The following is a 24,170-nucleotide window of genomic DNA, read 5'->3' on the forward strand; positions in this document are numbered from 1 at the left end:
GTGAACACTCTCGTCAAGCAGACCTGGGCCGGCCTGCGCGTCCTCGTCGTGCTGACCGCCCTGCTCGGCGTCCTCTACCCCCTTGCCGTGTGGGCCATCGCCCGCATCCCCGGGCTGGAGGGCAACGCCGAAGGCTCGGTCGTCACGCGGAACGGCCAGGCCGTCGGGTCGTCGCTCATCGGCATCGACCCGGTGCCCGCCGATCCCGCGCGCGACCCGTGGTTCCACACCCGGCCGTCGGTGGTCACCCCGGAGATGCCGTCCGGTGCATCCAACAAGGGCCCGTACAACGAGGACCTGGTGAAGACCGTTCAGGAACGTCGTGAGGCCATCGCCCAGCGCGAAAGCGTGTCGCCCGATCAGGTACCGCCGGACGCGGTGACGGCGTCCGGTTCGGGGCTCGACCCGGCGATCAGCGTCGCCTACGCCGACCTCCAGATCGCCCGCGTCGCCCGGAACACCGGGCTTCCGGTGGACCGGGTGAAACAACTGGTCGAAGCGAACACGTCGGGGGCCGGGATCGGCGTTCCGGGAGTGGATGTGCTCCCGCTCAACTTGGCCGTGCAAGGTGCGGCCGGAGGGGCACACTGACAGCGTGACCAGTGCAAAGAAGCCGCGCCGGGGGGAGCTGAGGATCTACCTCGGCGCGGCTCCGGGCGTCGGCAAGACCTTCGCCATGCTCGGCGAAGCGCGGCGCCGCCTCGACCGCGGCACCGACGTCGTCGTCGGGCTGGTCGAGACGCACGGCCGCGAGAAGACCGCGGTGCTGCTCGACGGCCTCGAGGTCGTCCCGCGGCGGCACGCCGGCCACCGCGGCCGCGAGTTCGACGAGATGGACGTCGACGCCCTCCTCAAGCGTGCCCCCGAGGTCGCCGTCGTCGACGAGCTCGCGCACACCAACGTGCCCGGCTCGCGCAACGCCAAGCGCTGGCAGGACGTCGAGGAACTCCTAGAGGCCGGCATCGACGTCCTGTCCACGGTCAACGTCCAGCACCTGCAGAGCCTCAACGACGTCGTCGAGCGGATCACCGGCGTCACCCAGCAGGAGACCGTGCCGGACGAGGTCGTCCGCCGCGCCGGACAGCTCGAGCTGGTCGACATCACCCCGGAGGCGCTGCGGCGGCGGCTCGCGCACGGCAACGTCTACCCGGCCGAGCGGATCGACGCCGCGCTCGGCAACTACTTCCGGCCCGGCAACCTCACCGCCCTCCGGGAACTGGCCCTGCTCTGGGTGGCCGACCAGGTCGACGTCGCCCTGCAGCGCTACCGCGCCGAGCAGAGCATCACCGACACGTGGGAGGCACGCGAACGCGTCGTCGTCTCCATCACCGGCGGCGCGGAGAGCGAGACGCTCATCCGCCGCGCCAGCCGGATCGCCACCCGGGCCGGCGCCGAGCTGCAGGTCGTCCACATCCTGCGCGGCGACGGCCTGTCCGGGCCCGGGCCCGCAGCGATCGCGCGCTGCCGGACGCTCGCCGAAGAGGTCGGCGCGACCTTCCACACCGTCGTCGGCGACGACGTCCCGACCGCCCTGCTGGACTTCGCCCGCGGCGTCAACGCGACCCAGCTGGTGATCGGCACCTCGCGGCGCTCGCGCGTGGCGCGGCTGTTCGACGAGGGCATCGGTGCCGGCGTCGTGCGGCAGTCCGGGTCGATCGACGTCCACATGGTCACCCACTCCGAGGCGGGCGGACGCCTGCGGGCGCGGCTGAGCGCGAGCCCGCTGGGGTTCTCGCGGCTGGTCGTGGGCTGGGTGCTCGGCGTCGTGCTGCCGGTGCTGGTCACCGTCGTCGGCTCCTTCATCCCGGCCGGGCTCGACTTCGCCACCGACGTCATCTCCTACGTGCTGGCCACCGTCGTCGTGGCGCTGGTCGGCGGGCTCGGGCCGGCGCTGGTCGCGGCCGTGCTCGGCGCCGGCCTGCTGAACTTCTTCTTCACGCCGCCGCTGTACACGCTGACCGTGCACACCCCGCAGAACCTCGTGACGCTGATCGCGATGGTCGTGGTCGCGGTGCTCGTCGCGCTGGTCGTCGACCAGGCGGCGCGCCGGGCCACGCAGGCGGCGCGGGCGCGGACCGAGGCGGCGCTGCTCGCGTCCTACGCCCGGACCGTGCTGACCCACGCGAACCCGATCGAGCGGCTGCTGGAGAAGGTCCGTGAGAACTTCGCACTGACGTCGGTGACCCTGCTGGAAAAGCAGGAAGGCGAGTGGCGGGGCGTGGCGACCGCGGGGGAGCACCCGTGTGCCGACCCGGATGAGGCGGACGTCGACATCGCCGTCACCGCGGACGTGCACCTGACCCTGCGCGGACGGGCGCTCCCGGCGGCCGACCGGCGGGTGCTGGAAGCCGTGGCCGGGCAGGCGTTGCTCGCCCTGCGCCAGCAGCGGACGGCCGCGGCCGCGGCGCGCGCCGAGCGGAAGGCCGAGGCGACCGAGCTGCGCACGACGCTGCTGTCCGCGGTGGGGCACGACCTGCGCACGCCGCTGACGTCGATCAAGGCGTCGATCGGCAGCCTGCGCGCGCCCGACCTCGCACTGTCCGAAGAGGACACCGCCGAGCTGATGGAGGCCATCGAGCTGTCGGCCGACCGGCTGGCCGGGCTGATCGACAACCTCCTGGATTCGTCCCGGCTGGCCACCGGCGCGGTGAAGCCGCACCTGCGCCCGGTCGGCTACGACGAGGTCGTCGCGCACGCTTTGTCCACTGTGGACTCATCGGACGGTGTACGGGTGGCCGTGGACGACCAGCTCCCCGCGGTGCTCGCCGACCCCGGTCTGCTGGAGCGCGTGGTCGCGAACGTGCTGGACAACGCGCTCCGGCACGGCGGCGCTCCGGTGTCCGCACGGGCTTCGGCGCACTCCGGGCAGGTGGAGCTGCGGATCGTCGACCACGGCCGGGGACTGCGCAAGGGGGCCGCGGACTCCGCGTTCGCGCCGTTCCAGCGTCTCGGCGGCGACCGCGACACGACACCGGGCGTCGGGCTCGGGTTGTCGGTGGCGAAGGGGTTCACCGAAGCGATGGGCGGCACGATCCGCGCCGAGGACACGCCGGGCGGCGGGCTCACGGTCGTGGTCTCCCTGCCCGCTTTCTGCGTCGAGTTCGAAGAAGAGGGGGTGCGATGAGCGACCCGGGTGCCACCGTGCTGGTGGTGGACGACGAACCGCAGATCGTGCGGGCGCTGCGGATCAACCTCACCGCCCGCGGCTACAAGGTGATCACCGCGCACGACGGCACGGCCGCGTTGAAAGCGGTGGCCGAGACCAAACCGGACGTGGTGGTTTTGGACCTCGGCCTGCCGGACCTGGACGGCACGGAGGTGATCGCGGGCCTGCGCGGCTGGACGACGGTCCCGATCATCGTCCTGTCGGCCCGCGGCGACTCGGCGGACAAGGTCCAGGCCCTCGACGCGGGCGCGGACGACTACGTCACGAAGCCGTTCGGCATGGACGAGCTGCTGGCGCGGCTGAGGGCGGCGGTCCGCCGCTCGGCGGTGACGGGCGTGGACGACGCGGACGCGGTGGTGGAGACGTCGTCGTTCAGCGTGGATTTGGCGGCGAAGAAGGTCCGCCGCACCGACGGCATCGAGGTCCACCTGACGAAGACCGAGTGGGGCGTGCTGGAGCTGCTGGTCCGCAACCGCGGCCGGCTGGTGGCGCAGAAGCAGCTGCTGCACGAGGTGTGGGGGCCGTCGTACGAGCGGGAGTCCCATTATTTGCGCGTGTACCTGGCCCAGCTGCGGCGCAAGCTGGAGCCGGAGCCTTCGCGGCCCCGGCACCTGCTCACCGAGCCGGGCATGGGTTACCGCTTCGAGGTGTAGCGGCGTGGGTACCCCACGGCCATGGACGGGACGAAGACGTGGCTGCGGGGCGGTGAGCGCATCCCGCCGGTGATCGTGCTGACGCTGGCGGTGGGAGCGACGTTCGGTGCCTTCGGCTGGCTGTTCACGGCGTTCGACGGCGGCGTGAGCGGGGTGACGTGGCTCCGCGTGGCGGCGGCGGGCGCGGCCGCCACGCTGACCGTTTACCTGTGGGCGCTGTTCGCCCACCGCCTGCGACGCCGGCGCTAGAACCAGAAGGTCGGCTGCTCGATCCCGAACCGCAGCTTGGCGTATCTCTTCGAAGCCGCCGCGGAGAAGTAGATGTGCTGGGATGCCGCGTGCAGGTCGCGGAAACACCGCTGCACCGGCTGGTCCGCGTGCAACGCCCCCGCGCCCGCGAGACCCGTCACCGTGTTCACCGCGCTCAACGCCGCTCGCATCGCCTGCTGGGTCGACAGCAGGAACTGCCCGCGCTGGGCCGCGTCCGGCACGTCGCCCGCGCACGCCGTCTCCCACAGCGCGCCGAGCGCGTCGAACACGAACGCCCGTGCCGACCGCAGCTCTCCTTCGGCCCCGGTCAAGGCGACCTGGACGTCGCCGTCCTCGGCGATCGGGCCCGGGCCCGGCGGGCGGAACTTCGCCGGAGCGAACTCGGTGAACTCGTCCAGCGCGCGGCGGGCGATGCCGAGCGGGACGCCCGCCATCAGCGTGCCGATGAACGTGAAGAACGGGAACCGCCACAACGGCCCGTCGTGGCGCGCCGGGTTCGTGAAGGGCGAGATCGTGTGCTCCTCGCGCACGACCGCCTCGATCTCGACGTCGTGGCTGCCGGTGCCGCGCAGGCCGCTGACGTCCCAGTTCTCGACCACCCGCACCTCGGCGGCCGGGACCACGGCGAGCCGCCAGTCCCGCGGGTCGCCGCCGGCGAAGGCGCCGTTGAAGAACAGGTCGGTGTGCGGGCTGCCGCTGCAGAACCCCCACCGGCCGGCGAACGCGAACTTCCCGGCGCCGTCCGGGGTGAGGCGGCCCATCGGCGCGAAGACGCCGCCGCCGATCGGGTCCGGCGTCCCGGCGACGAGCTCCGCGGCGACCGCGGGGTCGAGCCAGGCGAGGAACGCCGAGCCGTTGCCGATGGTGATCGTCCAGCCCGCGGACCCGTCGGCGCGGGACAGCTCCTCGACGACTTCCACGAGCTCGGCGGGCGGCAGCTCCTGTCCGCCGAGCGCGCGCGGCGTCGCCAGGCGGAAGAGCCCGGCTTCCCGAGCCCGCTCGACGAGGTCGCGCGGCAGCGTCTGGAGCCGTTCGGCTTCGACGGCCCGCGCGCTCAGCTCGGGCGCGAGCTCCCGCGCGGCGGTCACGGCGTCGGTGGTGGCTTGTCCCATCATGGTCAGCGCCCCCTCAGGGTGTCATGATAGATGGACGTATATTAGATAGAGGAGTCTCTACCTAAATGGCCGAGCCTGTCAAGCGTCGTTACGACACGTCGCGACGCCAGGAGCAGGCGCGCGAGAACCGCCGCCGGATCCTGACGGCGGCGTCGGGGCTGTTCCGGGAGAAGGGGTACGCGGGCACGTCGATGCCCGAGGTGGCGAAGGCGGCTGGCGTCGCGGTCCAGACGGTCTACAAGGCGTTCGCGAACAAGGCGACACTGCTCAAGGCGGTCTTCGACGTGACGGTCGCGGGCGACGACGAGGACGTCCCCATCGCCGGCCGCGACTTCATCGCGGCGATCCAGGCCGAGCCGGACGCCGCCCGCAAGATCGAGATGTACTTCGACCACCTCGCGGCGGTCGCGCCGGTGGTGTCCCCGGTCCAGCTGCTGGCCAGGGAAGCGGCCGCGGCCGACCCGGCGGCCGCCGAGGTGTGGGCGCAGATGCGCGCGGAAATGCTGACGGCGATGACGTACTTCTCGGCCGATCTGCTGGCGACCGGGCAGGTCAAGCCGGACCTGGCCGCCGACGACGTCCGCGACGTCCTGTGGGCGTACCACGGGCCGGAGCAGTACGAGCTGTTGTGCTTGGAGCGCGGGTGGCCGCCGGAGCGCTACGGGACGTTCCTGCGCGCCGCGGTCGTCGCCGCGATCCTGGCCTAGACATGCCGAAGGCCACCGCCGGAACGGTGGCCTTCGGGGCTTCTCTCACTGCGCGTGCGTGGTGCTTCCGCTCGCGGTGGGGGAGTCGGTCGTGCTCGGCGACGGCGCGCCGCCGGTGCTCGTGCCACCGCCGGTCGTCGTGGTCGGCGGGGCGTCCGTGGTGGTCGGCGACGGCGTGGTGGTCGGCGGCTTGGGCGTCGTCGTGCTGGCCGGCGGCGGTTTCGGCGTGGAGTTGCTGACCGGCGGCGGGTTGCCGCCCGTGTCGTCGCGCGGGGGTGGGGGCGGGTCGGCGTGGGTGACCACCGTTGTCGTGGTCTTGCCGTCCGGGCTGATCGACACCACCGTGCTCGGCGGGGTCGACGACGTGGCCGACGACTCCGGAGTCGGCGCGCCGGCCGTCGACGGGCCGGTGGACGACGGGGTGGTCGGCGCCGTCTGCAGGCCGGCCTGCGAGGTGCCCTGGCCGCCGGTGCCGCCGGTGCCGCCCGCCGTGCTGGCGGGGTCCGGGCCGGCGAGCTCGGCGACCGCGGCGAACGCGGTCGCGACCACCAGCCCGGCCACCCCGAGCACGACGTACCCGGTGCGGTTCGGTTTGCTGCTCTTCGGCGGGGCGGTGTCGATCCTGGTCACGTGCGAGCTCGATGCGGACCCGTCGGGGCGGGGCATTGCAGGCTCCTCGGGGGTTCGGGAAGGCGCGGTACGAGGCCGTTAATCGATCACTGCTTCCCCGGGCGGGGGAACCCGGGAGGACGACCTCGGCGGCGAGGCTATCACCGTCGGTGCCCTATTCGCCCAGGTAGTAGGCCTGCGCGATCACTGTGTGCAGTCGAAGTGTCCGGAAAGGATGAAAGCGTGCGTGAGGAACAAACGAACACCCGGTTGACGGCGTGGGTCCGCGGGCGCGTCCAGGGTGTCGGTTTCCGCTGGTGGACCCGCAGCCGGGCGCTCGAGCTCGGGCTGGTGGGCAGTGCCCGGAACATGCCCGACGGGCGTGTCGAGGTCATAGCGGAGGGTGATCGAGACCACTGTGAGCGGTTGCTGGCCGCCCTGCGGTCCGGAGAATCACCCGGAAGTGTGGAGACCGTCGTCGAGCGCTGGTCCGACCCGAAAGGGGGACTCAGCGGCTTCCTCGAGCGGTGAGAGGGCCTTGGTACTTCCGGGCGCACGATGTTGCCGAGGCCGTCGGCGATGTGCTAGGGCGCGCCGAGGAGGGACGCGTCCGGCGGTCCCCGGAGGCCCCCGGGTAGCCTGGGACGATTGAATCGCCAGTACCGGCAGCCAGAGGGGTCAGCACCCAGTGCACCTGAAAAGCCTGACGCTCAAGGGCTTCAAGTCCTTCGCCTCGGCCACCACGCTGCGCTTCGAACCGGGCATCACCTGCGTGGTCGGGCCGAACGGCTCGGGCAAGTCCAACGTGCTGGACGCCCTGCGCTGGGTCATGGGCACCCAGGGCGCCAAGGACCTGCGCGGCGGCAAGATGGAGGACGTCATCTTCGCCGGCACCGCGGGCCGCGCCCCGCTCGGCCGCGCCGAGGTCACCCTCACCATCGACAACGCCGACGGCGCGCTCCCCATCGAGTACGCCGAGGTGTCGATCACCCGCCGGATGTTCCGCGACGGCGCCAGCGAGTACGAGATCAACGGCGACCGCTGCCGCCTGATGGACGTCCAGGAGCTGCTGTCGGACTCCGGCATCGGCCGCGAGATGCACGTCATCGTCGGGCAGGGCCAGCTCTCGGCGATCCTCGAATCCAAGCCCGAAGAGCGCCGCGCCTTCATCGAAGAGGCCGCCGGCGTCCTCAAGCACCGCAAGCGCAAGGAACAGACCCTGCGCAAGCTGGCCAACATGCAGGGCAACCTCGACCGCCTCGGCGACCTCACCACCGAGCTGCGCCGCCAGCTCAAGCCGCTGGGCAAGCAGGCCGAGATCGCCCGCAAGGCCCAGTCGGTCCAGTCCGAGCTGCGCGACTCCCGCCTGCGCCTGCTCGCCGACGACCTGGTCACCCAGCGGGACACCATCGCGCGCGACGAGGCCGACGAGAAGACCGCCCGCCAGCGCCGCGCCGAGGTCGAGCAGACCCTCGAAGTCGTCTCCGCCGAGGAAGCCGAGCTGGAGTCCTCGCTGGCCGAGGACGCGCCGCTGCTGCAGAGCGCGCAGGAGACCTGGTACAAGCTGTCCGCGCTGGCCGAGCGCCTGCGCGGCACCGTCCGGCTCGCCATCGAGCGGCAGCGCCACCTCTCGGCCGACGTCTCGACGTCGACCGGCGGCCGCGACCCCGAAGAGCTCCTGGAGGAGGCCGAGCGGGTCGCCGAGCAGGAAGAGGAGCTCAACGAGGCCGTCATGGAGGCCCGCGAGCTGCTCGCCCAGACCGTCCTGCGGCGCGAGGACCTCGAACAGCGCGTCCAGGCCGCCGAGCGGGCGCACTGGGCCGCCGTCCGCGCCATCGCCGACCGCCGCGAGGGCATGGCCAAGCTGACCGGCCAGGTCGAGGCCCTGCGCAGCAAGAACGGCGCCACCTCCGACGAGATCGACCGCCTCAGCGTCTCCCTCGAAGAAGCCGCCGAACGCGCCGAGATCGCCGTCGAAGAGCTCGAACTGGCCAAGGCCGAGGGCGGCGCCGAGGAGTCCGACGACGCCGGCCTGATGGACCGTCACGACCGCGCCGTCGAGGCCAACAACGCGGCCAAGGCGCGCGTCGAAGAGCTGGTCAAGGCCGAGCGCACCGCCGAGCGCGAGATCGCGTCCGAGAAGGCGCGGGTCGAGGCGCTGTCGATGGGCCTGCGGCGCAAGGACGGCGCGGGCGCGCTGCTCGGCGCGTCCCACGAGCTGCCGGGCCTGCTCGGCTCGGTCGCCGCGCTGCTCACCGTCGAGCCGGGCTACGAGGTCGCGCTGGCCGCCGCGCTCGGCCCGGTCGCCGACGCGGTCGCCGTCACCGGCGGCGAAGACGCCCTGCGCGCGTTGAAGTACTTGAAGGACACCGACTCCGGCCGCGCGGGCATCCTGCTCGGCGGTCCTGATTCCACTGTGGACACCCACTCGTGGCCGTCGCTGCCGGAAGGCGCGCGCTGGGCTCGCGAGGTCGTCACGGCGCCGGCGCAGCTGCGGCCCGCCGTCGAGCAGGCCCTCGACAAGCTGGCCCTGGTCCGCGACCTCGACGCGGCGCGCCACCTCGTCGCGGTGCACCCGGACGTCCGGGCGGTCACGGCCGAAGGCGACGTCTTCGGTGCCCGCTGGGCGATCGGCGGCTCCGGCAAGCGCGAGAGCGTCATCGAGGTCCAGGCCGCCGTCGACGAGGCCGGGGTGCGGCTGCGGACGGCCGAGCGCCAGCTGGAGCAGTACGCGGCCGAGCTGGAAGGCGCCCGCGCCGAGCAGCAGGCGCGTCGCGAAGAGGTCTCCCAGGCCAAGGACGCCCTCGGCGAGGCGAAGGTCCGCAAGGCCCGCTCGTCGGAGCGGCTCAGCCGGCTGCAGCAGGCGGTCCGCCAGGCGCAGACCGAGGTCGAACGGCTTTCGGGGCAGCGCGCGAAGGTCGAGCAGAGCCGCGTGCAGGCCCTGGCCCAGCTCGCCGAGCTGGAGGAACGGCTCTCCGCCGTCGCCGAGCAGCCCGTCGAGGACGACCCGGACACCGCCGAGCGCGACGCCGCCGTCGAGGAGCTGGCCGTCGTCCGGCAGGAGGAGATGGAGGCGCGGCTCGCGCAGCGCACCGCCGAAGAACGGGCGCGCAGCATCGCGGGCCGGGCCGAGGGCCTGCGCCGCGCCGCGCACGCCGAGCAGCAGGCCCGCGAACGCGCCGAGCGCGCCGCCGCGAACCGCAAGCGCGGCGCCGAGATCGCCAACGCCGTCGTCAACGGCGGCGAGATCGCCCTCGAGCGCATCGAGCACTCCGTCCAGCGCGCGGCCACCGAACGCGACCAGGTCCAGGCCCGCCGCCAGAGCCGCGAGGCCGCGCTGACCGGCGTCCGCGCCAAGGTCCGCGAGCTGACCGGCGAGCTGGAGAAGCTGACCGACGCCGTCCACCGCGACGAGGTCCTGCGCGCCGAGCAGCGGCTGCGGCTGGAGACCCTGGAAGCGAAGATCGCCGAGGACTTCGGCATCGGCCTCACCGACCTCGTCCAGGAGTACGGCCCGGACGTCCCGGTCCCGCCGAGCGCGGGTGAGATGGCCGAGTACGAAGCGGCCAAGGACCGCGGCGAAGACGTCACCCCGCCGCCGCCGATGCCGTACGACCGGGACACGCAGGCCCGCCGCGCCAAGCGCGCCGAGAAGGACCTTTCGCTGCTGGGCAAGGTGAACCCGCTCGCGCTGGAGGAGTTCGCGGCGCTGGAGGAGCGCTACAAGTTCCTCTCCACGCAGCTGGAAGACCTCAAGGACACGCGCAAGGACCTCGAGGCGGTCATCAAGCAGGTCGACGAGAAGATCCTCGAGGTCTTCGCCGGGGCGTACGCGGACGTGGCCCGCGAGTTCGAGACCGTGTTCAGCGTGCTCTTCCCCGGCGGCGAGGGCCGGATGGTCCTCACCGAGCCGGACGACCTGCTGGCCACCGGCGTCGACGTCGAAGCGCGCCCGCCGGGCAAGAAGGTCAAGCGGCTTTCGCTGCTGTCCGGTGGCGAGAAGTCGCTGGTCGCGGTCGGCATGCTGGTCGCGATCTTCCGCGCCCGGCCCTCACCGTTCTACGTCATGGACGAGGTCGAGGCCGCGCTGGACGACACCAACATGCGCCGGCTGATCGGGCTGCTGGAGCAGCTGCGCGACTCGTCGCAGCTGATCATCATCACCCACCAGAAGCCGACCATGGAGATCGCCGACGCGCTCTACGGCGTGAGCATGCAGGGCGACGGCATCACGAAGGTGATCTCGCAGCGCCTGCGCACGGCCGACGACGAACCGGTCGCGGTCGGCTGACGCGTCACATCTCGTCTTCACGTGGGGCGCGGCGCTCGTCGCCCCGCACGCGCGGCTCGTAGGTGCCGAGGTCGTTGCCGATGTACGTGGCGTCGCCGATTCGTGGACGGCGCCCGCGCGGCGTCATCATGCCCCGCTTGACGCCTCGTTTGCGGTCGGCCCGGTCCATGACCAGCGCGACGGCGAGCACCACGAAGAGCACGGCGCCGATCCCGATGAAGAACCCCATGTGAAACCCCTCTCCCGCTCCCAGGCTACGGGAGCGGGAGGGCGGTCACATCCGCTTATCCGGCGACCCAGAAGGCGTAGTCGGCCGAGTAGCGGACCGCCGTCTGCGCGCCGTCGGTGCAGGTGCCGGCCGGCGCCACCCCGCCCCGCGTGTTCAGCCGCTGGATGTAGGTCACCTTGCCGAAGATCCCGTCACCGGTGTTGAGGTTCGCCTTGAGCAGCAGTTGCGGGATCGCGTCGGGCTGCGGCGAGTTGGCCACCGCCGCCGCGCCGACCGTGCTGCCGTCCACGATGGACGTCCACACCGGGCCCTTGCTGTGCAGTGCCACCGGCTTGCCGTGTTTGGACAGCACCGCCGCGGGCTGGATCAGCGTCCACGCGCCGGCGGTGCACCCGTAGATCTGCACGCCTTCGGCCGGGTAGCTCGCCAGCGCCCGGTTGCCGGCCGGGACCTTGATCGCGTCCGGCACGTCGCGGACCGCCGGGCTGGCCGAAGCCGTCGCCGCGCCGCCGAGCACCAGGGCGCCGACCGCGAGCGCCACCGTCATCCGTTTCATGAACCCACCTTCGATTCCTCCCGCCGCTTCCCGGCGGGCTCCCGATGACCGACACGGGCGCCCGCCGGAAACGGTTCAGAAGGATCAGGCGGCTTCGACCTCCACGGCCTCGCCCACGGCGTTCGCCTCCGCCGCCTTCGGGTCCGGCGTGCGGTGCCGCAGCGCGAGTAAACCGCCCACGACCAGCGTGATCACCACACCCAGCAGCGTGTACCAGGGGTACGCCAGCGCGACCTTGTCCCCGGCCGCCTTCGAGAAGTCGATCCCGATGAGCCCGCCGGTCTTCGCGCTGAACTTCACCCCGAGGATGACGAACGCCATCACCACGACCGTGGCGACGAACGCGATGATCGCGTCCAGCTGCCGGGCCTTCTTGATCAGCAGGCCGAGCAGGAACGACCCGAGCAGCGCGCCGTAGGTGTACCCGGTGATGGCCAGGCCGAGCTCGATCACCGAGTTCTTCGTGGTCGAGAACAGTGACGCGAAGAGCGCGAACACGACCGCCCAGATCAGCGTCCACATGCGACCGTGCTGCAGCAGCTTCGAATCCTCGGGTGACCGCTTGGTGAAGCGCTGGTAGAGGTCGGCCACGGTCGACGTCGAAAGCGCGTTGAGCGCGGACGCGAGCGCCCCCATGGTCGACGCGAGCACGCCCGCGATGAGCAGGCCCGAGACACCGACCGGCAGGTCGTCGATGATGAACCGCGAGAACACGTCGTCCGGGCTCTGCAGGCCGAGCTGCGCGACCGACTTGCGGCCGTTGAACACCCACAGCATCGCCCCGACCAGCAGGAACAGCGCGAACTGGATGGTGACGATGATGCCGCTGCCGATGAGCGCCTTCTGGCCGTCGCGCAGGCTGCGCGTGGCCATCAGCCGCTGGGCGATCAGCTGGTCGGCGCCGTGCGAGGCCATGGACAGCGCCGCGCCGCCGAGCACCGCCGTGATGAACGCGTACGGGCTGGTCAGCAGGTTCTTCGAGAAGTCGACGAGCATGAACTTGCCGTCGTCCGACGCCTGGGTCATCCAGTCGCCGGGCAGCTTGTTCAGCAGCACGATCGCCGCCACCGCCGCGCCGCCGAGGTACAGCGTCAGCTGGATGACGTCGACCCAGACGACCGCCTTGATCCCGCCGATGTAGGCGTAGATCAGCGTCAGCGCGGTCAGGATCACCACGATCACCCAGTAGTCCAGGTGGATGTTGTAGTGCCCGAGGATCACCTTGATCGGGATCGCGCCGGCGAACAGGCGGACGCCTTCGGCGAGCAGCCGGGTGATCACGAACGTCACCGACGCGGTGCCCTGCAGCCCGGAGCCGAACCGCTTGCCGAGGAACGCGTACGCGCTCACGAGGTTGCCCTTGAAGTACCGCGGCAGCAGCACGAACGCGGCGATCGTCCGGCCGATGATGTAGCCGAACGCCAGCTGCAGGAACAGGAACGCGTTGCCGAAGACGAGCCCCGGCGTGCTGATCACGGTGAGCGTCGAGGTCTCCGTGGCCACCACGGACAGCATCACCGCGCCCCACGGGAGGCTGCGCTCGCCGACGAAGTAGTCGGCCGCCGACCGTTGCTTCCGGCCGACGAGCACGCCTATCAGCGGCATCGCCGCCAGGTAGACCACGATGATGGCGAGGTCAACACCGCGCATGGACTTCTCCTACTGTCTGTTCATCCGGCCTTCTCCGCGACTCGCAACCGCGTCACGGTGCCCCCCAGCGGGGCGGGAAGGATCAGGGGCCCGGCACCCGGGACGAGCGCGCCGAGCAGGCGCGGCCCGCGGGCACCGGTCGCGGACGGCACCGTACCGGGTACGCCGCACCAGGTGAGCCAGCCGAGCAGCGCGGTGAGGTACGCCTCCTTGCCGGCGCCGGGCAGGCCGAGGTCGTCGCTGGTCTTGAGCACGGCGCCGGGCAGGTTCCGGGCGAGCGCCGCCATCAGGGCCGGGTTCGCGACGCCGCCGCCGGAGGCGATGACCGCCGTGACGCCGTGGCGCCGGCACTCGCCGGCGACGGTCACGGCGGTGAACTCGGTCAGCGTCGCCAGGAGGTCACCGGAGCCGACCGGCGGGAGCCCGGCGAGGGCGGCGTCGAGGTACGGCGCGTTGAAGTGCTCCTTGCCGGTGGACTTCGGCGGCGCGGCGGCGAAGTACGGGTCGGCGAGCAGCCGGGCGAGCAGGTCCGAGCGCACCGAGCCGCCGAGCGCGAGCCGGCCGTCGACGTCGCTGTGCCGTCCGGTGACGCGGTGGGCGGCGAGGTCGAGCAGCGCGTTGGCGGGCCCGGTGTCGTAGGCGATCGCCGGTTCGCCGCCGGCGACCACGGTGATGTTCGCGATCCCGCCGAGGTTGAGCGCGGCGACCGGCCGGCCGCCGTCCTCGGCCAGGCCGCGCAGCCACAGCTGGTCGAACGTGCTCGCCAAGGGTGCGCCGTGGCCGCCCGCGGCGACGTCCCGGGCCCGCAGGTCGGCCAGCACCGGCAGCCCGGTGCGCTCGGCGATCCAGGCGGGCTGGCCGAGTTGCAGCGTGCCGCGGACGTGACCGTCCTCGACCCAGTGGAACACCGTCTGGCCCAGCGAGGCGACGAGGTCCGCGCCGCCGTCGGCCAGTTCTTCGGCGCCGCGGGCGGCCGCGGCGGCGAACGCCTGGCCGACGCCGGTGTCGAGCCGCGTCAGCTCGCCGGCGGAGCAGGAGTTCGGCGGCAACGCGGCGAGCAGGCCCTCGCGCAGCGGCTCGGGGTAAGGGATGTCGAGCTCGCCGAGCGGGGTGAGCACGACCGTGTCGCCCTCGGCGCGCAGGTCGGCGGCGGCCACGTCGATACCGTCGATCGACGTGCCCGAAATCAGCCCGATCACCCGGAAGCCGTGGCCGGCGCTCATCCCCATCCGGAGGGGTTTAGTGCAGGGGCACGGGCGGCGCAACCCCGTGTGGTGAAGTCTTGGCCCAATCGGGATCTACGTCGTTACGAATTGCCTGTGCGGACGGGGTGTCCGGGCCGGTGCGGTGCGGATGAAAGGATGGGCGGGTGTCGAGCACCTGGTTCCTGTTCGTAGTCCTCGCCGTCGTCGTGCTGGTCGCCCTGCTGGTGACCGGCCTGCTGGTCGCACGCCGGCGCCGGATCAGCCTGGACGCCCAGCGCGAGGTCGAGGAGAAACCGAAGGGCGGCTCCTACGCGGCCAGCGGGGGCATCGCCCTCGCGCCCGGCGGGACGGCCGAAGCACCCGAGCACCCGGTCGAGGACCGGCCGGAGACCGACGGCCAGCCCGCGGTCGGTGACGACGCCGCCGTGCCGCGCGATTCGGCGCAGCGCACGGTCCGCGACGTCAAGCTGCCCGACGAGCCCGCTCCCGCCGTCGAGGAGATCGACCCGGCGACCGGCCGCCTGGAGCGGCTGCGCGGCCGGCTGGCGAAGTCCCGGTCGGTGTTCGGGACGAGCCTGCTCGGCCTGCTCGGCGCCGGTGACCTCGACGAGGACTCCTGGCAGGACGTCGAAGACACGCTGCTGATGGCCGACCTGGGCGCGGCCACCACGACCCAGATCGTCGAGCGGCTGCGCGACGAGCTGTCCCGCCGCGCGATCCGGTCGTCGGCCGAGGCGCGCGAGGTCCTGCACGAGGTGCTGACGGCCCAGCTGTCCACCGACAGCGAGCGCGCGGTGCGGGCGCTGCCGCACATCGTCGACGGCCGGAAGCAGCCCGCGGTGGTCCTGGTGGCCGGCGTCAACGGCACGGGCAAGACGACGACCACGGGCAAGCTCGCCCGCGTCCTGGTGGCCCAGGACAAGACGGTGGTGCTGGGCGCGGCGGACACGTTCCGCGCGGCGGCGGCCGACCAGCTGCAGACGTGGGCCGAGCGCGTGGGCGCCGAGGTCGTCCGCGGCAAGGAAGGCGCGGACCCGGCGGCGGTGGCGTTCGACGCGGTGAAGCGCGGCATCGACTCCGGGGTCGACGCGGTCCTGATCGACACGGCGGGCCGGCTCCACACGAAGACGGGCCTGATGGACGAGCTGGGCAAGGTCAAGCGCGTCGTGGAGAAGCAGGCGAAGGTCGACGAGGTCCTGCTGGTGCTGGACGCGACGACGGGCCAGAACGGCCTGATGCAGGCGCGCGTGTTCGCCGAGGTCATCGACGTGACGGGCATCGTCCTGACGAAGCTGGACGGCACCGCCAAGGGCGGCATCGTGTTCCAGGTCCAGCGGGAGCTGGGCGTGCCGGTGAAGCTGGTCGGGCTCGGCGAAGGGCCGGACGACCTGGCGCCGTTCGAGCCGGGCGCCTTCGTGGACGCCCTGCTGGGCTAGACCCGGAAGAGCGGAGTCCCGTCCGCCTTGCGCAAGCCCAGCTGCAGCAGCACCGGCGCGGTCGGACGCTGGACCGGGATGAGGAACGGCGACGTCCGCCGCGCCGCGACCGTCAGCCGGGACCAGCCGATGCCCTGCAGCGTTGGGCCGGAGCGGGTGCGCCGCAGCGGGTCGACGACCATGGCCGCCCCGAAGTAGTGGCCGTCCGGCACCGAGATGCGCGTGGTGTGGCCCAGCACGACCGAGAACACCGTGCCCGTGCGGCTGCCCGCTTCCTGCAACGTCAGGATCACCGGCGTGCGCCCCTTCGCGGCGAGGTGGTGCCGCACGCTCATCTCGACGGTCCCGGCGGGCGACCCGGCCTGGCGCGGCCAGACGGGTGAGGGGGGAGAGCCGTCGAGGGCGCGGTCGACGAGCCGGTCCAGGAGGTTCGAAGCGGCGCCCTGCGCGAGCCAGGCGAGTGCGCCGCCGGTGAGCGGGTCCATCGTGGTCCCTCCGGCGAAAATCGGATGACGGGCGCCCGCGCGGCGGCGCACACTCCCGGGCATGCCCGGTTGACGCACTTCCGCTCGTGCCCCTCCTCGTAGCAGACGTCCCGAATCCGTCATTCGCTACGAGAGGAACCATCATGACCACCATTCACGGCGAACGGGTCCGGTTGCGCCCGATCGTTGCAACCGATCGCGGTCGCGTACGCGAGATCCTCGGCACTCCCGAGGTCGCCCGCTGGTGGGGCGACCCGGACCACGAGACCGAAGGCCTGTACACCGCCGAGGACGGCGTCACGCGCTACGTGATCGAACTCGACGGCGTGGTCGTCGGGCTGATCCAGAGCTGCGAGGAGCTGGACCCGCAGTACCGCCACGCGGGCATCGACATCTCGGTGCACCCGGACTTCCACGGCCGCGGCATCGGCACGGACGCGCTGCGCGCCCTGGGCCGCCACCTGCTGGACCAGGGCCACCACCGCCTGACGATCGACCCGGCGGCGTCGAACGAAGTGGCGATCCGGGTGTACACGAAGGTGGGCTTCCGCCCGGTGGGCCTGATGCGCGACTACGAGCGCGCCCCGGACGGCACCTGGCACGACGGCCTGCTGATGGACCTGCTGGCCGGCGAGCTGACCGAGCCCGCAAGTCCGTGAATGTCGCATTGAGAGACGTAGAGTCCCTCAATGCGACATTCACGGACTGTCAGACCGTGACCGCCGCCTGGGACAGGCTCGCGCCCAGGGCGTCCGCCACCCGCTGCACCGCCGGGGCGATGTGCGCCACCGCCTCGGCGGTCAGCCGCCCCGACGGCCCCGACACCGACACGGCCGCCGGCACCGGCGCGCCCGGCACCGCCACCGCGACGCACCGGACCCCCAGCTCCTGCTCCGCCTCGTCCAGCGCGTACCCCTGCTCCGCGATCCGGGAAAGCTCGACGGCCAGCAGGTCCGCGTCGGTGAACGTGTGCTCGGTGTAAGCCGGCATCCCCGTCCGTGAAAGCAGTGAGCGCACGTCGTCCGCGGGCAGGTGCGCCAGCATCGCCTTGCCGACGCCGGTGCCGTGGGGCAGCAGGCGACGGCCGACCTCGGTGAACATCCGCATCGAGTGCTTCGAGGGCACCTGGGCCACGTACACGACTTCGTCGCGCTCCAGGACCGCCAGGTTCGCCGTCTCACCGACCTCCTCGACCAGCTCCGCCAGCAGCGGCCGCGCCCAGGCGCCGAACTGCATGCTCGCGTTCTCGCCGAGGCGGATCAGGCGCGCGCCCAGCGCGTAGCGGCGGTTGGTGTTCTGCCGGACGTACCCGAGGTCGACCAGGGTGCGGATGAGCCGGTGGATCGTCGGCATCGGCAGCCCGGACAGCGTCGCGAGCTCCGACAGGCTGGCCTCCCCGCCGGTGTCCGCGAGGTGTTCCAGCAGCTCGAAGGCACGCTGCAGGGACTGGACGCCGCCGTCGCGCCCGTTCTTCTCCGCTGCCACCGGTGGCCCTCCTTACGTCGGCGTTGAGGTTCCGCTATGCAGAAACTATAGTCCGGCTGGTAGAAAACCGTAGGGCCGTTATCCAAAGATCCGAACCTTCGAGGTGTTTCCCCATGTCTTCTGAAGTCCAGGTGCTGGGCGAGCCGGTCGAGCGCGGTGACGAGATCCTCACGCCGGAGGCGCTCGACTTCCTCGCCGGCCTGCACGACGCGTTCGCCGGCCGTCGCGACGAGCTGCTCCAGGCGCGGAGCAAACGGCGCGAAGAGGCCCGGACCACCGGCCGGCTCGACTTCCTGCCGGAGACGAAGGAGATCCGCGACGGCGACTGGCAGGTCGCCGGCGCCCCGCCCGCGCTGCGCGACCGCCGCGTCGAGATCACCGGGCCGACCAGCCGCAAGATGACCATCAACGCGCTCAACTCCGGCGCGAAGGTGTGGCTCGCCGACCTCGAGGACGCCAACACGCCGCACTGGGCGAACGTCGTGTCCGGCCAGGTCAACCTGTACGACGCCGTCCGGGAGACGATCTCGCTCGAGAGCGGCGGCAAGAGCTACGCTCTCAAGGACGACGTCGAGCACGCCACGATCGTGGTCCGCCCGCGCGGCTGGCACCTGCCCGAGCGCGGCCTGTCCTTCGGCGGCCGCGAAGCCGTCGGCGCGCTCGTCGACTTCGGCCTGTACTTCTTCCACAACGCGGCGGAGCTGCTGAAGCGCGGCAAGGGCCCGTACTTCTACCTGCCGAAGATGGAGAGCCACCTCGAAGCGCGGCTCTGGAACGACGTCTTCACCCACTCGGAGAAGGCGCTCGGCATCGAGCACGGCACCGTCCGCGCGACCGTGCTGATCGAGACCATCCCGGCCGCGTTCGAGATGGAGGAGATCCTCTACGAGCTGCGCGAACACGCGTCGGGCCTCAACGCGGGCCGCTGGGACTACCTGTTCAGCGTGATCAAGTACTTCCGCGACGCGGGCGAGAAGTTCGTGCTCCCGGACCGCAACTCCGTCACCATGACCGCGCCGTTCATGCGCGCCTACACCGAACTGCTGGTGCGCACCTGCCACAAGCGCGGCGCGTTCGCGATCGGCGGCATGGCCGCGTTCATCCCGAGCAAGGACCCCGAGGTCAACAAGGGCGCCTTCGAGAAGGTCCACGCGGACAAGTCCCGTGAGGCCGGCGACGGTTTCGACGGCTCCTGGGTCGCGCACCCGGGCATGGTCGAGCTCTGCAAGGAGGAGTTCGACAAGGTCCTCGGCGACGAGCCGAACCAGCTCGGGCGCACCCGCGAAGAGGTCAGCGTCACCGCCGACCAGCTGCTCGACGTCGCCTCGACGCCGGGCGGCGCGACGGCGGCCGGCCTGCGCGCCGCGGTCGACGTCGGCGTCCGCTACATCGCGTCCTGGCTGAGCGGCAACGGCGCGGCGGCGATCCACAACCTGATGGAGGACGCGGCCACGGCGGAGATCTCGCGCTCGCAGATCTGGCAGTGGGTCAAGAACGGGACCACGCTGGACACCGGCGACGTCGTGACGTCCGAGCTGGTGCGCGGCGTGCTGGCCGACGTCCGCGGCGAGCTCGCCCGCGAGCTGCCCGCCGACCGGCTGCTGCCGGCCGTCGAGCTGTTCGAGCAGGTCGCGCTGGCCGACGAGTTCCCCGACTTCCTGACGCTGCCCGCCTACGAGCGGATCAAGTAGTGCGTCTTCCCGAGGACGTCTACGACGCCGCCGACGCGCGCCTGGCTGCGGCCGACGCGCGCGTCGCGGCGTCGTACCCGGGGGAGCGGCCGGGACGGCAGCCGGTGCACACGGTGTACGTCCCCGCCTCGCGGTACAAGACCCGCCTGGTCGCCGACTGGGGCAAGCAGGCGATGCGCGTCTTCATCGAGCACGGCGAGCTCCTCGGCGTCGACGCGGACGTGTACGAACGCGTCCGCGCGAAGCTGCTGACCGAGCCGATCGAGGACCTGCGGATCGACTTCGAAGACGGCTTCGGCCGCGTGCCCGGCGACGTCGAAGACGCGGCCGCGTGCGCGGCGGGCCAGACCCTGGCCACCACCGGCGGGACGCCGTTTTGCGGCATCCGCTTCAAGAGCTTCGAAGCGGCGACGCGCCGGCGGGGCATCCGGACCCTGGACCTGTTCCTGGGTGCGCTGCTCGACAACGGGCCGCTGCCGCCCGGGTTCGTCGTCACGCTGCCGAAGGTGACGGCGGTCGAGCAGGTGTCCGTGGCCGCGGAAGTGCTGGAGCGCTTGGAATCCGCGTACGAACTCGCCGCGGGGACGCTGCGGTTCGAGGTCCAGATCGAGACGGCCCAGTCCATTGTGGACCTCGACGGGACGCTCTCGGTGGCGCGGATCGTGCAGGCCGCGTCGGGCCGGTGCTCGGGCCTGCACTACGGGACGTACGACTACAGCGCCGGCCTGGGCATCGCGGCGGCGTACCAGAGCATGGAACACCCGGCGGCCGACCTGGCGAAGGGCCTGATGCAGGTGGCCGCGGCGGGCACCGGCGTCCGGTTGTCGGACGGTTCCACCAACCGCCTGCCGATCGGCGACGCGCTCCCGGAGGCGTGGGCCGAGCACCTGCGCCTGGTGCGCCGATCCTTGGAGCGCGGCTTCTACCAGGGCTGGGACCTGCACCCGCACCAGCTGCCGACGCGCTTCGCCGCGACGTACACGTTTTACCGCTCGGGCTTCCCGGCGGCGGTGGAGCGGCTGCGCGCCTACGCGGACAAGCAGGCCGGGGGAGTCCTCGACGAACCGGCGACGGCCCAGGCGCTGGCGGTGTACCTGCTGCGCGGCCTCGACTGCGGGGCCCTCGACGAGACCGAGCTGCCGTTCGGGCGCCCGGAGCTGGAGAAGTACGCGCTCCGGCTCGCGTGAGGGTCACTCACCGAGCCGGGCGCGGTCGGCGGCCGACCGGCCGGCGTGCCAGCCCTCGTGGCTGCGCACGGTCACCGATTTGCTGACCACCGCGGGGAAGAGCGTGGTGAAGGCCGCCTCCACCGCCAGGTCGTGCGACGCCAGCACCGGCAGCAGCCGGTCCGGGTCCGGCGACTCCGCGATCGTCGCTTCGGCGGCCTGGTCGAGCCGCTCGCCGACGCGGGTCGCGTAGGAGACGAGGAACGACTTCCGGAACGCCCGGTCCCGGCCGTCGGGGTCGGCGATCATCGCCCGCGTCGCCTGGACGAGCAGGGAGGTGGTCAGCAGCGCGACGGCGTCCAGGTCGTCCTCGTCGCCGACGACGGTGACGAAGTCCCAGCGCGAGTCGTAGACGGCCCGGCAGCGGTTCGCCTTCGCGACCACGTGGACCAGCAGCGACTTCGCGTCGACGTAAGGGGTGTCGAGCCAGATCCGGCGGGACGCGGGCAGCTCGGGCCCGGCTTCGACCAGCACCCGGTCGAGGGCGTGCCGCGTCATGAGCTCCTGCGCCTTCGTCGAAAGGGCTTCGGCCTCCTCCGGGAACGAGCTCGATTCGGCTTTCGCCAGCAGCGCGCGGACGCGGCTCAGCTTCTTCTCGTCCACGGTGTGGCGGGCTGGTGCCGCGGTTCCCGGCGGGACGAGGGCCGGCAAGGTCAGGAGGAAGCCCAGGGCTTCGATGACGGAGGTCAGCGCCTCGGCCGGAGTGAGGATGTGCTTCGCCGCCCACTGCGTCAGGTGCGGTTCGGACTCCGTCCACCAGCGGACGGCACCCTGGTCGCGGGCGGTCTCGAACTGCCCGGCATACGCGGCCAGCGTGTCGAGCACGAAGGACCGGGCGAACTCGTCGACGCGCCGCCGGGCGGCCTCATGGAGGTCCTCGGGCAGCCAGCCGCCCCGGCAGACCCGGGCGATCAGCTGCTGTCCGGCGCGGCGGGCGCCTTCGGCCGCCTCGGGTGGCAGTTCGAGGTCCGGTGCCAACCGGTTCGCGGCTTTACCGGCCGCGCCGCGGACTCCGCGCGCGACGTCGGAGGCGGCGGCCAGCAGCGCGTCGCCGAATTCCTCTGCGGTCCGAGGCCTCGCGGTCTCTTCGGCCGGAGTGCGTCGCTTCTGCTTGCCCACGTGGCGATTGTGCCGGAGCCCGGTCACCTTCCCGGCGGCCGCCCCGTCGGGAAGGCATGCACACCGCCGTCATCATCACCGTGATCGTCCTGAACGCCGGAATCGGCGTCGCCGACCTGCTCAAGGCCCCGTTCGTCTTGGCCACTTCGAGCGCCGTCGACGTCCCACCGAGCTGGCTGCCGATGCTCGGCACGCTGAAACTCGCCGGCGCGGCCGGCCTCACGCTGGGCCTGCTCGGAGTACCCGCTCTGGGCGTCGCCGCCGGGATCGGCCTGGTCCTGTTCTACGTCGGCGCCGTCGTCGCGCACCTCAAGGCCCGCAAGTTCGCCACCGGCGCCGCGCCGCTCCTCTTCCTCGGGCTGGCGGCGGCGACGCTGGTCTAACGCAGCCGCGGGAGGGCGTCCCGCGCGAAGTGGCTCAACGTCCGCAGGTCCTCGGCGAACCGCTCGCGGTGGTCCGGGGGCAGCGGCCGGAAGAACAGCTGCTCGATGTTCTCGACGTGCAGCCGGCTCGCCCGCACCGTGGTCTCTTCGCCGAGTGGAGTCAGCCGCACGAGCTGGACGCGCCGGTCGCGCGGGGACGCCGTCCGCGTCACCAGGCCGAGTGATTCCATCCGGTCGACGAGCCGGGTCGCCCCACCCGTCGTCAGCACCTGTTCCTGCGCGATCGCGCGCATGGTCAGCCCGTCCTCGCCCGTGCGGCCCACGATCAGCAGCACCTCGTACATCAGGTGCGTGATCCCGCACTCGCGCTCGAGGGCCCGCCCGAGCAGGTACTCGAGCCGGTTCGCCGCCCCCTGCAGCCGCCCGAAGGCCAGCACCCGCGGGTCGTACCCCGCCTGCCGGGCCGACGTGATTTCGGGTTCCACGCCGACCATCATCCTGCCTGGTCGCCGGCGCGCAACGCCAGGTAGACGTCCAGCTGGCCGGTGAACTCGGTCAGGTCCGCGCCGAGCAGCTCGCCGGCCCGGCCGATGCGGTAGCGCAGCGTGTTGACGTGGACGTGCAGGGCCTTCGCCGCCCGCGTCGGCGAGCCCGAGCACTCCAGGAACACTCGCACCGTGTGCACCAGGTCCGTGTGCTGCTCGGCGTCGTAGGCCAGCAGCGGTCCGAGGACGCGCCGCCGCATCGCCGCGCGCAGCCCGTCCGGCGCTCCGGCCAGCAACAGCTGGTGCACGTCCACCTCGCCGGCCGGGACGACCGCGACGCGTCCCGCGCGCCGCGCCGCCACGGCCAGCGCGTAAGCCGCGACCGCGCGCGCCTCCTCGCGCGGCGCGGGATCGCTGACCCCGCAGAGGATTCGTGAGGCCCGCAGCAACGGCTCTACAGTGGACAGTTCGGCCGGGGAGGGCTCCAGGATGGTCGCCGCGAAGGAAGTGTCCCCGGTGGACTCGAGCAGGAGGCCGTCGGGCAGCAGCTCCCGCAGGACGTCCCGGCTCTCGTCGCTGCCCTCGGTCCGCAACGCGACAACGCGCGCTTCGCCGGGCAGCTCGGCTTCAGGGGCCGCTCCCCGCGCCCGGGTGACTCCCACGAGCCCGGCGAGCTCTTCGGCCAGTTCCGCCTGCGCGGTGCTCAACGGGCCGCCGACGGCGATCAGCCACGGCACGGCGTGGCGCCCCTCGACCGGGATCAGGGTCAGCGGCCCGGCCTCCTTCGCCGCGTACCGGCGCACGACGTCCGGGGCCGGCACCGGAGGCGCGGAGGTCCCCGCGACCACCCGGCCGAGACCGGACAGCACCCAGCACGGCAGTCCGAGCTCCGCCGACGCGCTCTCGAGCAGCGTCTCAACCGGGGCGTCCGCGGCGGCCTGCAAACGTTTGCGCGCACTCTCGGACGCGGCCGCGAGCGTCAGCACCACCTGCTCGGTGATCACCGAAAACGACAGGTCGGACGGCACTTCCAGCAGCGGGATCCGGTGCCGCTCGCAGGCCTCGACGACCTCGTCCGGGATGCCGCCGGAGTCGGCGCCGGACGCGGCCAGCGCCGCCGCGCCCGCCCGGGCCAGCGCGGCCACGAACGGCTCGGCGTCACCCGGGCGCCGCCACCACAGCAGGCCGGACAGCACCAGCTCGCCCGCCGACAGGTACCGTCCGGGGTCGGGCAGCTCCGTGACGTAGATGCGCGTCACGGGCCGGTCGAGCAGGTCGGCCCCGGCCAGCGGGCGCAGCCGCAGCCCCGGCAGGCCCAGCAGAGTTTTCACGGTCGTCATCAGGCTTGTAGGAAAGCACAAACGACCCGGCTTTCGCTCGGGTGCGGTTCATGCGGCCTGCCGTTGCCG

Annotated in this window: 23 protein-coding genes; 12 read left to right on the forward strand and 11 right to left on the reverse strand. The window is 72.3% G+C overall.

All coding sequences use genetic code 11. The features are described from left to right. From ACZ4TR_RS38880 to ACZ4TR_RS38895, 4 genes are read left to right on the forward strand one after another with little or no spacing between them, the layout of a single operon-like run. On the forward strand, window positions 1-591 hold the full coding sequence (locus tag ACZ4TR_RS38880) for a potassium-transporting ATPase subunit C (RefSeq protein WP_465293185.1): 591 nt from the start codon (window positions 1-3) through the stop codon (window positions 589-591). Between the two features lie 4 nt (window positions 592-595). Further along, window positions 596-3,124, forward strand: a complete 2,529-nt coding sequence (locus ACZ4TR_RS38885) for a sensor histidine kinase (protein WP_465293186.1) — start codon at window positions 596-598, stop codon at window positions 3,122-3,124. Then, window positions 3,121-3,819 carry a response regulator gene (locus ACZ4TR_RS38890; RefSeq protein ID WP_465293187.1) on the forward strand — a complete coding sequence of 233 codons (699 nt, stop codon included), beginning with the start codon at window positions 3,121-3,123 and terminating at the stop codon, window positions 3,817-3,819. Before ACZ4TR_RS38885 ends, ACZ4TR_RS38890 begins: the two co-directional genes overlap by 4 nt. 21 nt (window positions 3,820-3,840) lie before the next feature. After that, window positions 3,841-4,068, forward strand: coding sequence for a hypothetical protein (locus ACZ4TR_RS38895; RefSeq protein ID WP_465293188.1), 228 nt, complete (start codon window positions 3,841-3,843; stop codon window positions 4,066-4,068). On the opposite strand, the gene ACZ4TR_RS38900 is transcribed toward ACZ4TR_RS38895, so the two are convergent. Beyond that, complete coding sequence (locus ACZ4TR_RS38900) at window positions 4,065-5,204, reverse strand: acyl-CoA dehydrogenase family protein (protein WP_465293189.1); 1,140 nt, start codon at window positions 5,202-5,204, stop codon at window positions 4,065-4,067. The two genes, ACZ4TR_RS38895 and ACZ4TR_RS38900, sit on opposite strands and share 4 nt — an antisense overlap. Window positions 5,205-5,269: 65 nt before the next feature. Between ACZ4TR_RS38900 and ACZ4TR_RS38905 the strand changes: the two genes are divergently transcribed. Beyond that, window positions 5,270-5,911, forward strand: coding sequence for a TetR/AcrR family transcriptional regulator (locus ACZ4TR_RS38905; protein ID WP_465293190.1), 642 nt, complete (start codon window positions 5,270-5,272; stop codon window positions 5,909-5,911). 45 nt (window positions 5,912-5,956) lie between these two features. On the opposite strand, the gene ACZ4TR_RS38910 is transcribed toward ACZ4TR_RS38905, so the two are convergent. Then, window positions 5,957-6,541 carry a hypothetical protein gene (locus tag ACZ4TR_RS38910; protein ID WP_465293191.1) on the reverse strand — a complete coding sequence of 195 codons (585 nt, stop codon included), beginning with the start codon at window positions 6,539-6,541 and terminating at the stop codon, window positions 5,957-5,959. Window positions 6,542-6,763: 222 nt separating this feature from the next. On the opposite strand from ACZ4TR_RS38910, the gene ACZ4TR_RS38915 reads away from it, so the two are divergent. Then, on the forward strand, window positions 6,764-7,051 hold the full coding sequence (locus tag ACZ4TR_RS38915; RefSeq protein WP_465293192.1) for an acylphosphatase: 288 nt from the start codon (window positions 6,764-6,766) through the stop codon (window positions 7,049-7,051). Window positions 7,052-7,208: 157 nt separating this feature from the next. Further along, window positions 7,209-10,811 carry a chromosome segregation protein SMC gene (gene smc / locus ACZ4TR_RS38920; protein WP_465293193.1) on the forward strand — a complete coding sequence of 1,201 codons (3,603 nt, stop codon included), beginning with the start codon at window positions 7,209-7,211 and terminating at the stop codon, window positions 10,809-10,811. 4 nt (window positions 10,812-10,815) lie between these two features. Here smc and ACZ4TR_RS38925 read toward each other — a convergent pair whose 3' ends face one another. From ACZ4TR_RS38925 to ACZ4TR_RS38940, 4 genes are all read right to left on the reverse strand, one after another. After that, entirely contained in the window at window positions 10,816-11,040 is a 225-nt protein-coding gene (locus ACZ4TR_RS38925; RefSeq protein ID WP_364515666.1) for a hypothetical protein, read from the reverse strand. A 55-nt stretch (window positions 11,041-11,095) separates the two neighbouring features. Further along, complete coding sequence (locus tag ACZ4TR_RS38930; RefSeq protein ID WP_364515664.1) at window positions 11,096-11,596, reverse strand: DUF3455 domain-containing protein; 501 nt, start codon at window positions 11,594-11,596, stop codon at window positions 11,096-11,098. 84 nt (window positions 11,597-11,680) lie between these two features. Then, complete coding sequence (locus ACZ4TR_RS38935; RefSeq protein ID WP_465293194.1) at window positions 11,681-13,246, reverse strand: sodium:solute symporter; 1,566 nt, start codon at window positions 13,244-13,246, stop codon at window positions 11,681-11,683. Window positions 13,247-13,266: 20 nt separating this feature from the next. After that, window positions 13,267-14,475, reverse strand: coding sequence for an anhydro-N-acetylmuramic acid kinase (locus tag ACZ4TR_RS38940; protein ID WP_465293195.1), 1,209 nt, complete (start codon window positions 14,473-14,475; stop codon window positions 13,267-13,269). Between the two features lie 140 nt (window positions 14,476-14,615). On the opposite strand from ACZ4TR_RS38940, the gene ftsY reads away from it, so the two are divergent. Next, entirely contained in the window at window positions 14,616-15,887 is a 1,272-nt protein-coding gene (gene ftsY, locus ACZ4TR_RS38945; protein ID WP_465293196.1) for a signal recognition particle-docking protein FtsY, read from the forward strand. Here ftsY and ACZ4TR_RS38950 read toward each other — a convergent pair. After that, entirely contained in the window at window positions 15,884-16,372 is a 489-nt protein-coding gene (locus ACZ4TR_RS38950; protein WP_465293197.1) for a hypothetical protein, read from the reverse strand. The two genes, ftsY and ACZ4TR_RS38950, sit on opposite strands and share 4 nt — an antisense overlap. Before the next feature lie 143 nt (window positions 16,373-16,515). On the opposite strand from ACZ4TR_RS38950, the gene ACZ4TR_RS38955 reads away from it, so the two are divergent. After that, on the forward strand, window positions 16,516-17,031 hold the full coding sequence (locus tag ACZ4TR_RS38955; RefSeq protein ID WP_465293198.1) for a GNAT family N-acetyltransferase: 516 nt from the start codon (window positions 16,516-16,518) through the stop codon (window positions 17,029-17,031). A 49-nt stretch (window positions 17,032-17,080) separates the two neighbouring features. Here the strand turns inward: ACZ4TR_RS38955 and ACZ4TR_RS38960 are convergent, their stop codons facing one another. Further along, window positions 17,081-17,857 carry an IclR family transcriptional regulator gene (locus ACZ4TR_RS38960; RefSeq protein WP_364515654.1) on the reverse strand — a complete coding sequence of 259 codons (777 nt, stop codon included), beginning with the start codon at window positions 17,855-17,857 and terminating at the stop codon, window positions 17,081-17,083. 113 nt (window positions 17,858-17,970) lie between these two features. Between ACZ4TR_RS38960 and aceB the strand changes: the two genes are divergently transcribed. After that, window positions 17,971-19,548: a malate synthase A gene (gene aceB / locus ACZ4TR_RS38965; protein WP_465293199.1), complete on the forward strand. Its 1,578-nt coding sequence runs from the start codon at window positions 17,971-17,973 to the stop codon at window positions 19,546-19,548. Next, window positions 19,548-20,735 (forward strand): DUF6986 family protein, encoded by a 1,188-nt coding sequence (locus tag ACZ4TR_RS38970; RefSeq protein ID WP_465293200.1) that lies wholly within the window; start codon window positions 19,548-19,550, stop codon window positions 20,733-20,735. Before aceB ends, ACZ4TR_RS38970 begins: the two co-directional genes overlap by 1 nt. 3 nt (window positions 20,736-20,738) lie before the next feature. Here the strand turns inward: ACZ4TR_RS38970 and ACZ4TR_RS38975 are convergent, their stop codons facing one another. Next, window positions 20,739-21,893 carry a DUF2786 domain-containing protein gene (locus ACZ4TR_RS38975; protein WP_465293201.1) on the reverse strand — a complete coding sequence of 385 codons (1,155 nt, stop codon included), beginning with the start codon at window positions 21,891-21,893 and terminating at the stop codon, window positions 20,739-20,741. A gap of 56 nt (window positions 21,894-21,949) precedes the next feature. On the opposite strand from ACZ4TR_RS38975, the gene ACZ4TR_RS38980 reads away from it, so the two are divergent. After that, a complete protein-coding gene (locus ACZ4TR_RS38980) occupies window positions 21,950-22,276 on the forward strand; it encodes a DoxX family protein (RefSeq protein ID WP_465293202.1) in 327 nt (108 codons plus the stop codon). Here ACZ4TR_RS38980 and ACZ4TR_RS38985 read toward each other — a convergent pair. Both ACZ4TR_RS38985 and ACZ4TR_RS38990 read right to left on the reverse strand, forming a co-directional pair. Further along, window positions 22,273-22,761 carry a MarR family winged helix-turn-helix transcriptional regulator gene (locus ACZ4TR_RS38985; RefSeq protein WP_364515646.1) on the reverse strand — a complete coding sequence of 163 codons (489 nt, stop codon included), beginning with the start codon at window positions 22,759-22,761 and terminating at the stop codon, window positions 22,273-22,275. The two genes, ACZ4TR_RS38980 and ACZ4TR_RS38985, sit on opposite strands and share 4 nt — an antisense overlap. A gap of 8 nt (window positions 22,762-22,769) precedes the next feature. Next, window positions 22,770-24,101: a PucR family transcriptional regulator ligand-binding domain-containing protein gene (locus ACZ4TR_RS38990; protein WP_465293203.1), complete on the reverse strand. Its 1,332-nt coding sequence runs from the start codon at window positions 24,099-24,101 to the stop codon at window positions 22,770-22,772. Window positions 24,102-24,170 lie beyond the last annotated feature (69 nt).

It is taken from the genome of Amycolatopsis sp. NPDC028719 (genome assembly GCF_055565395.1).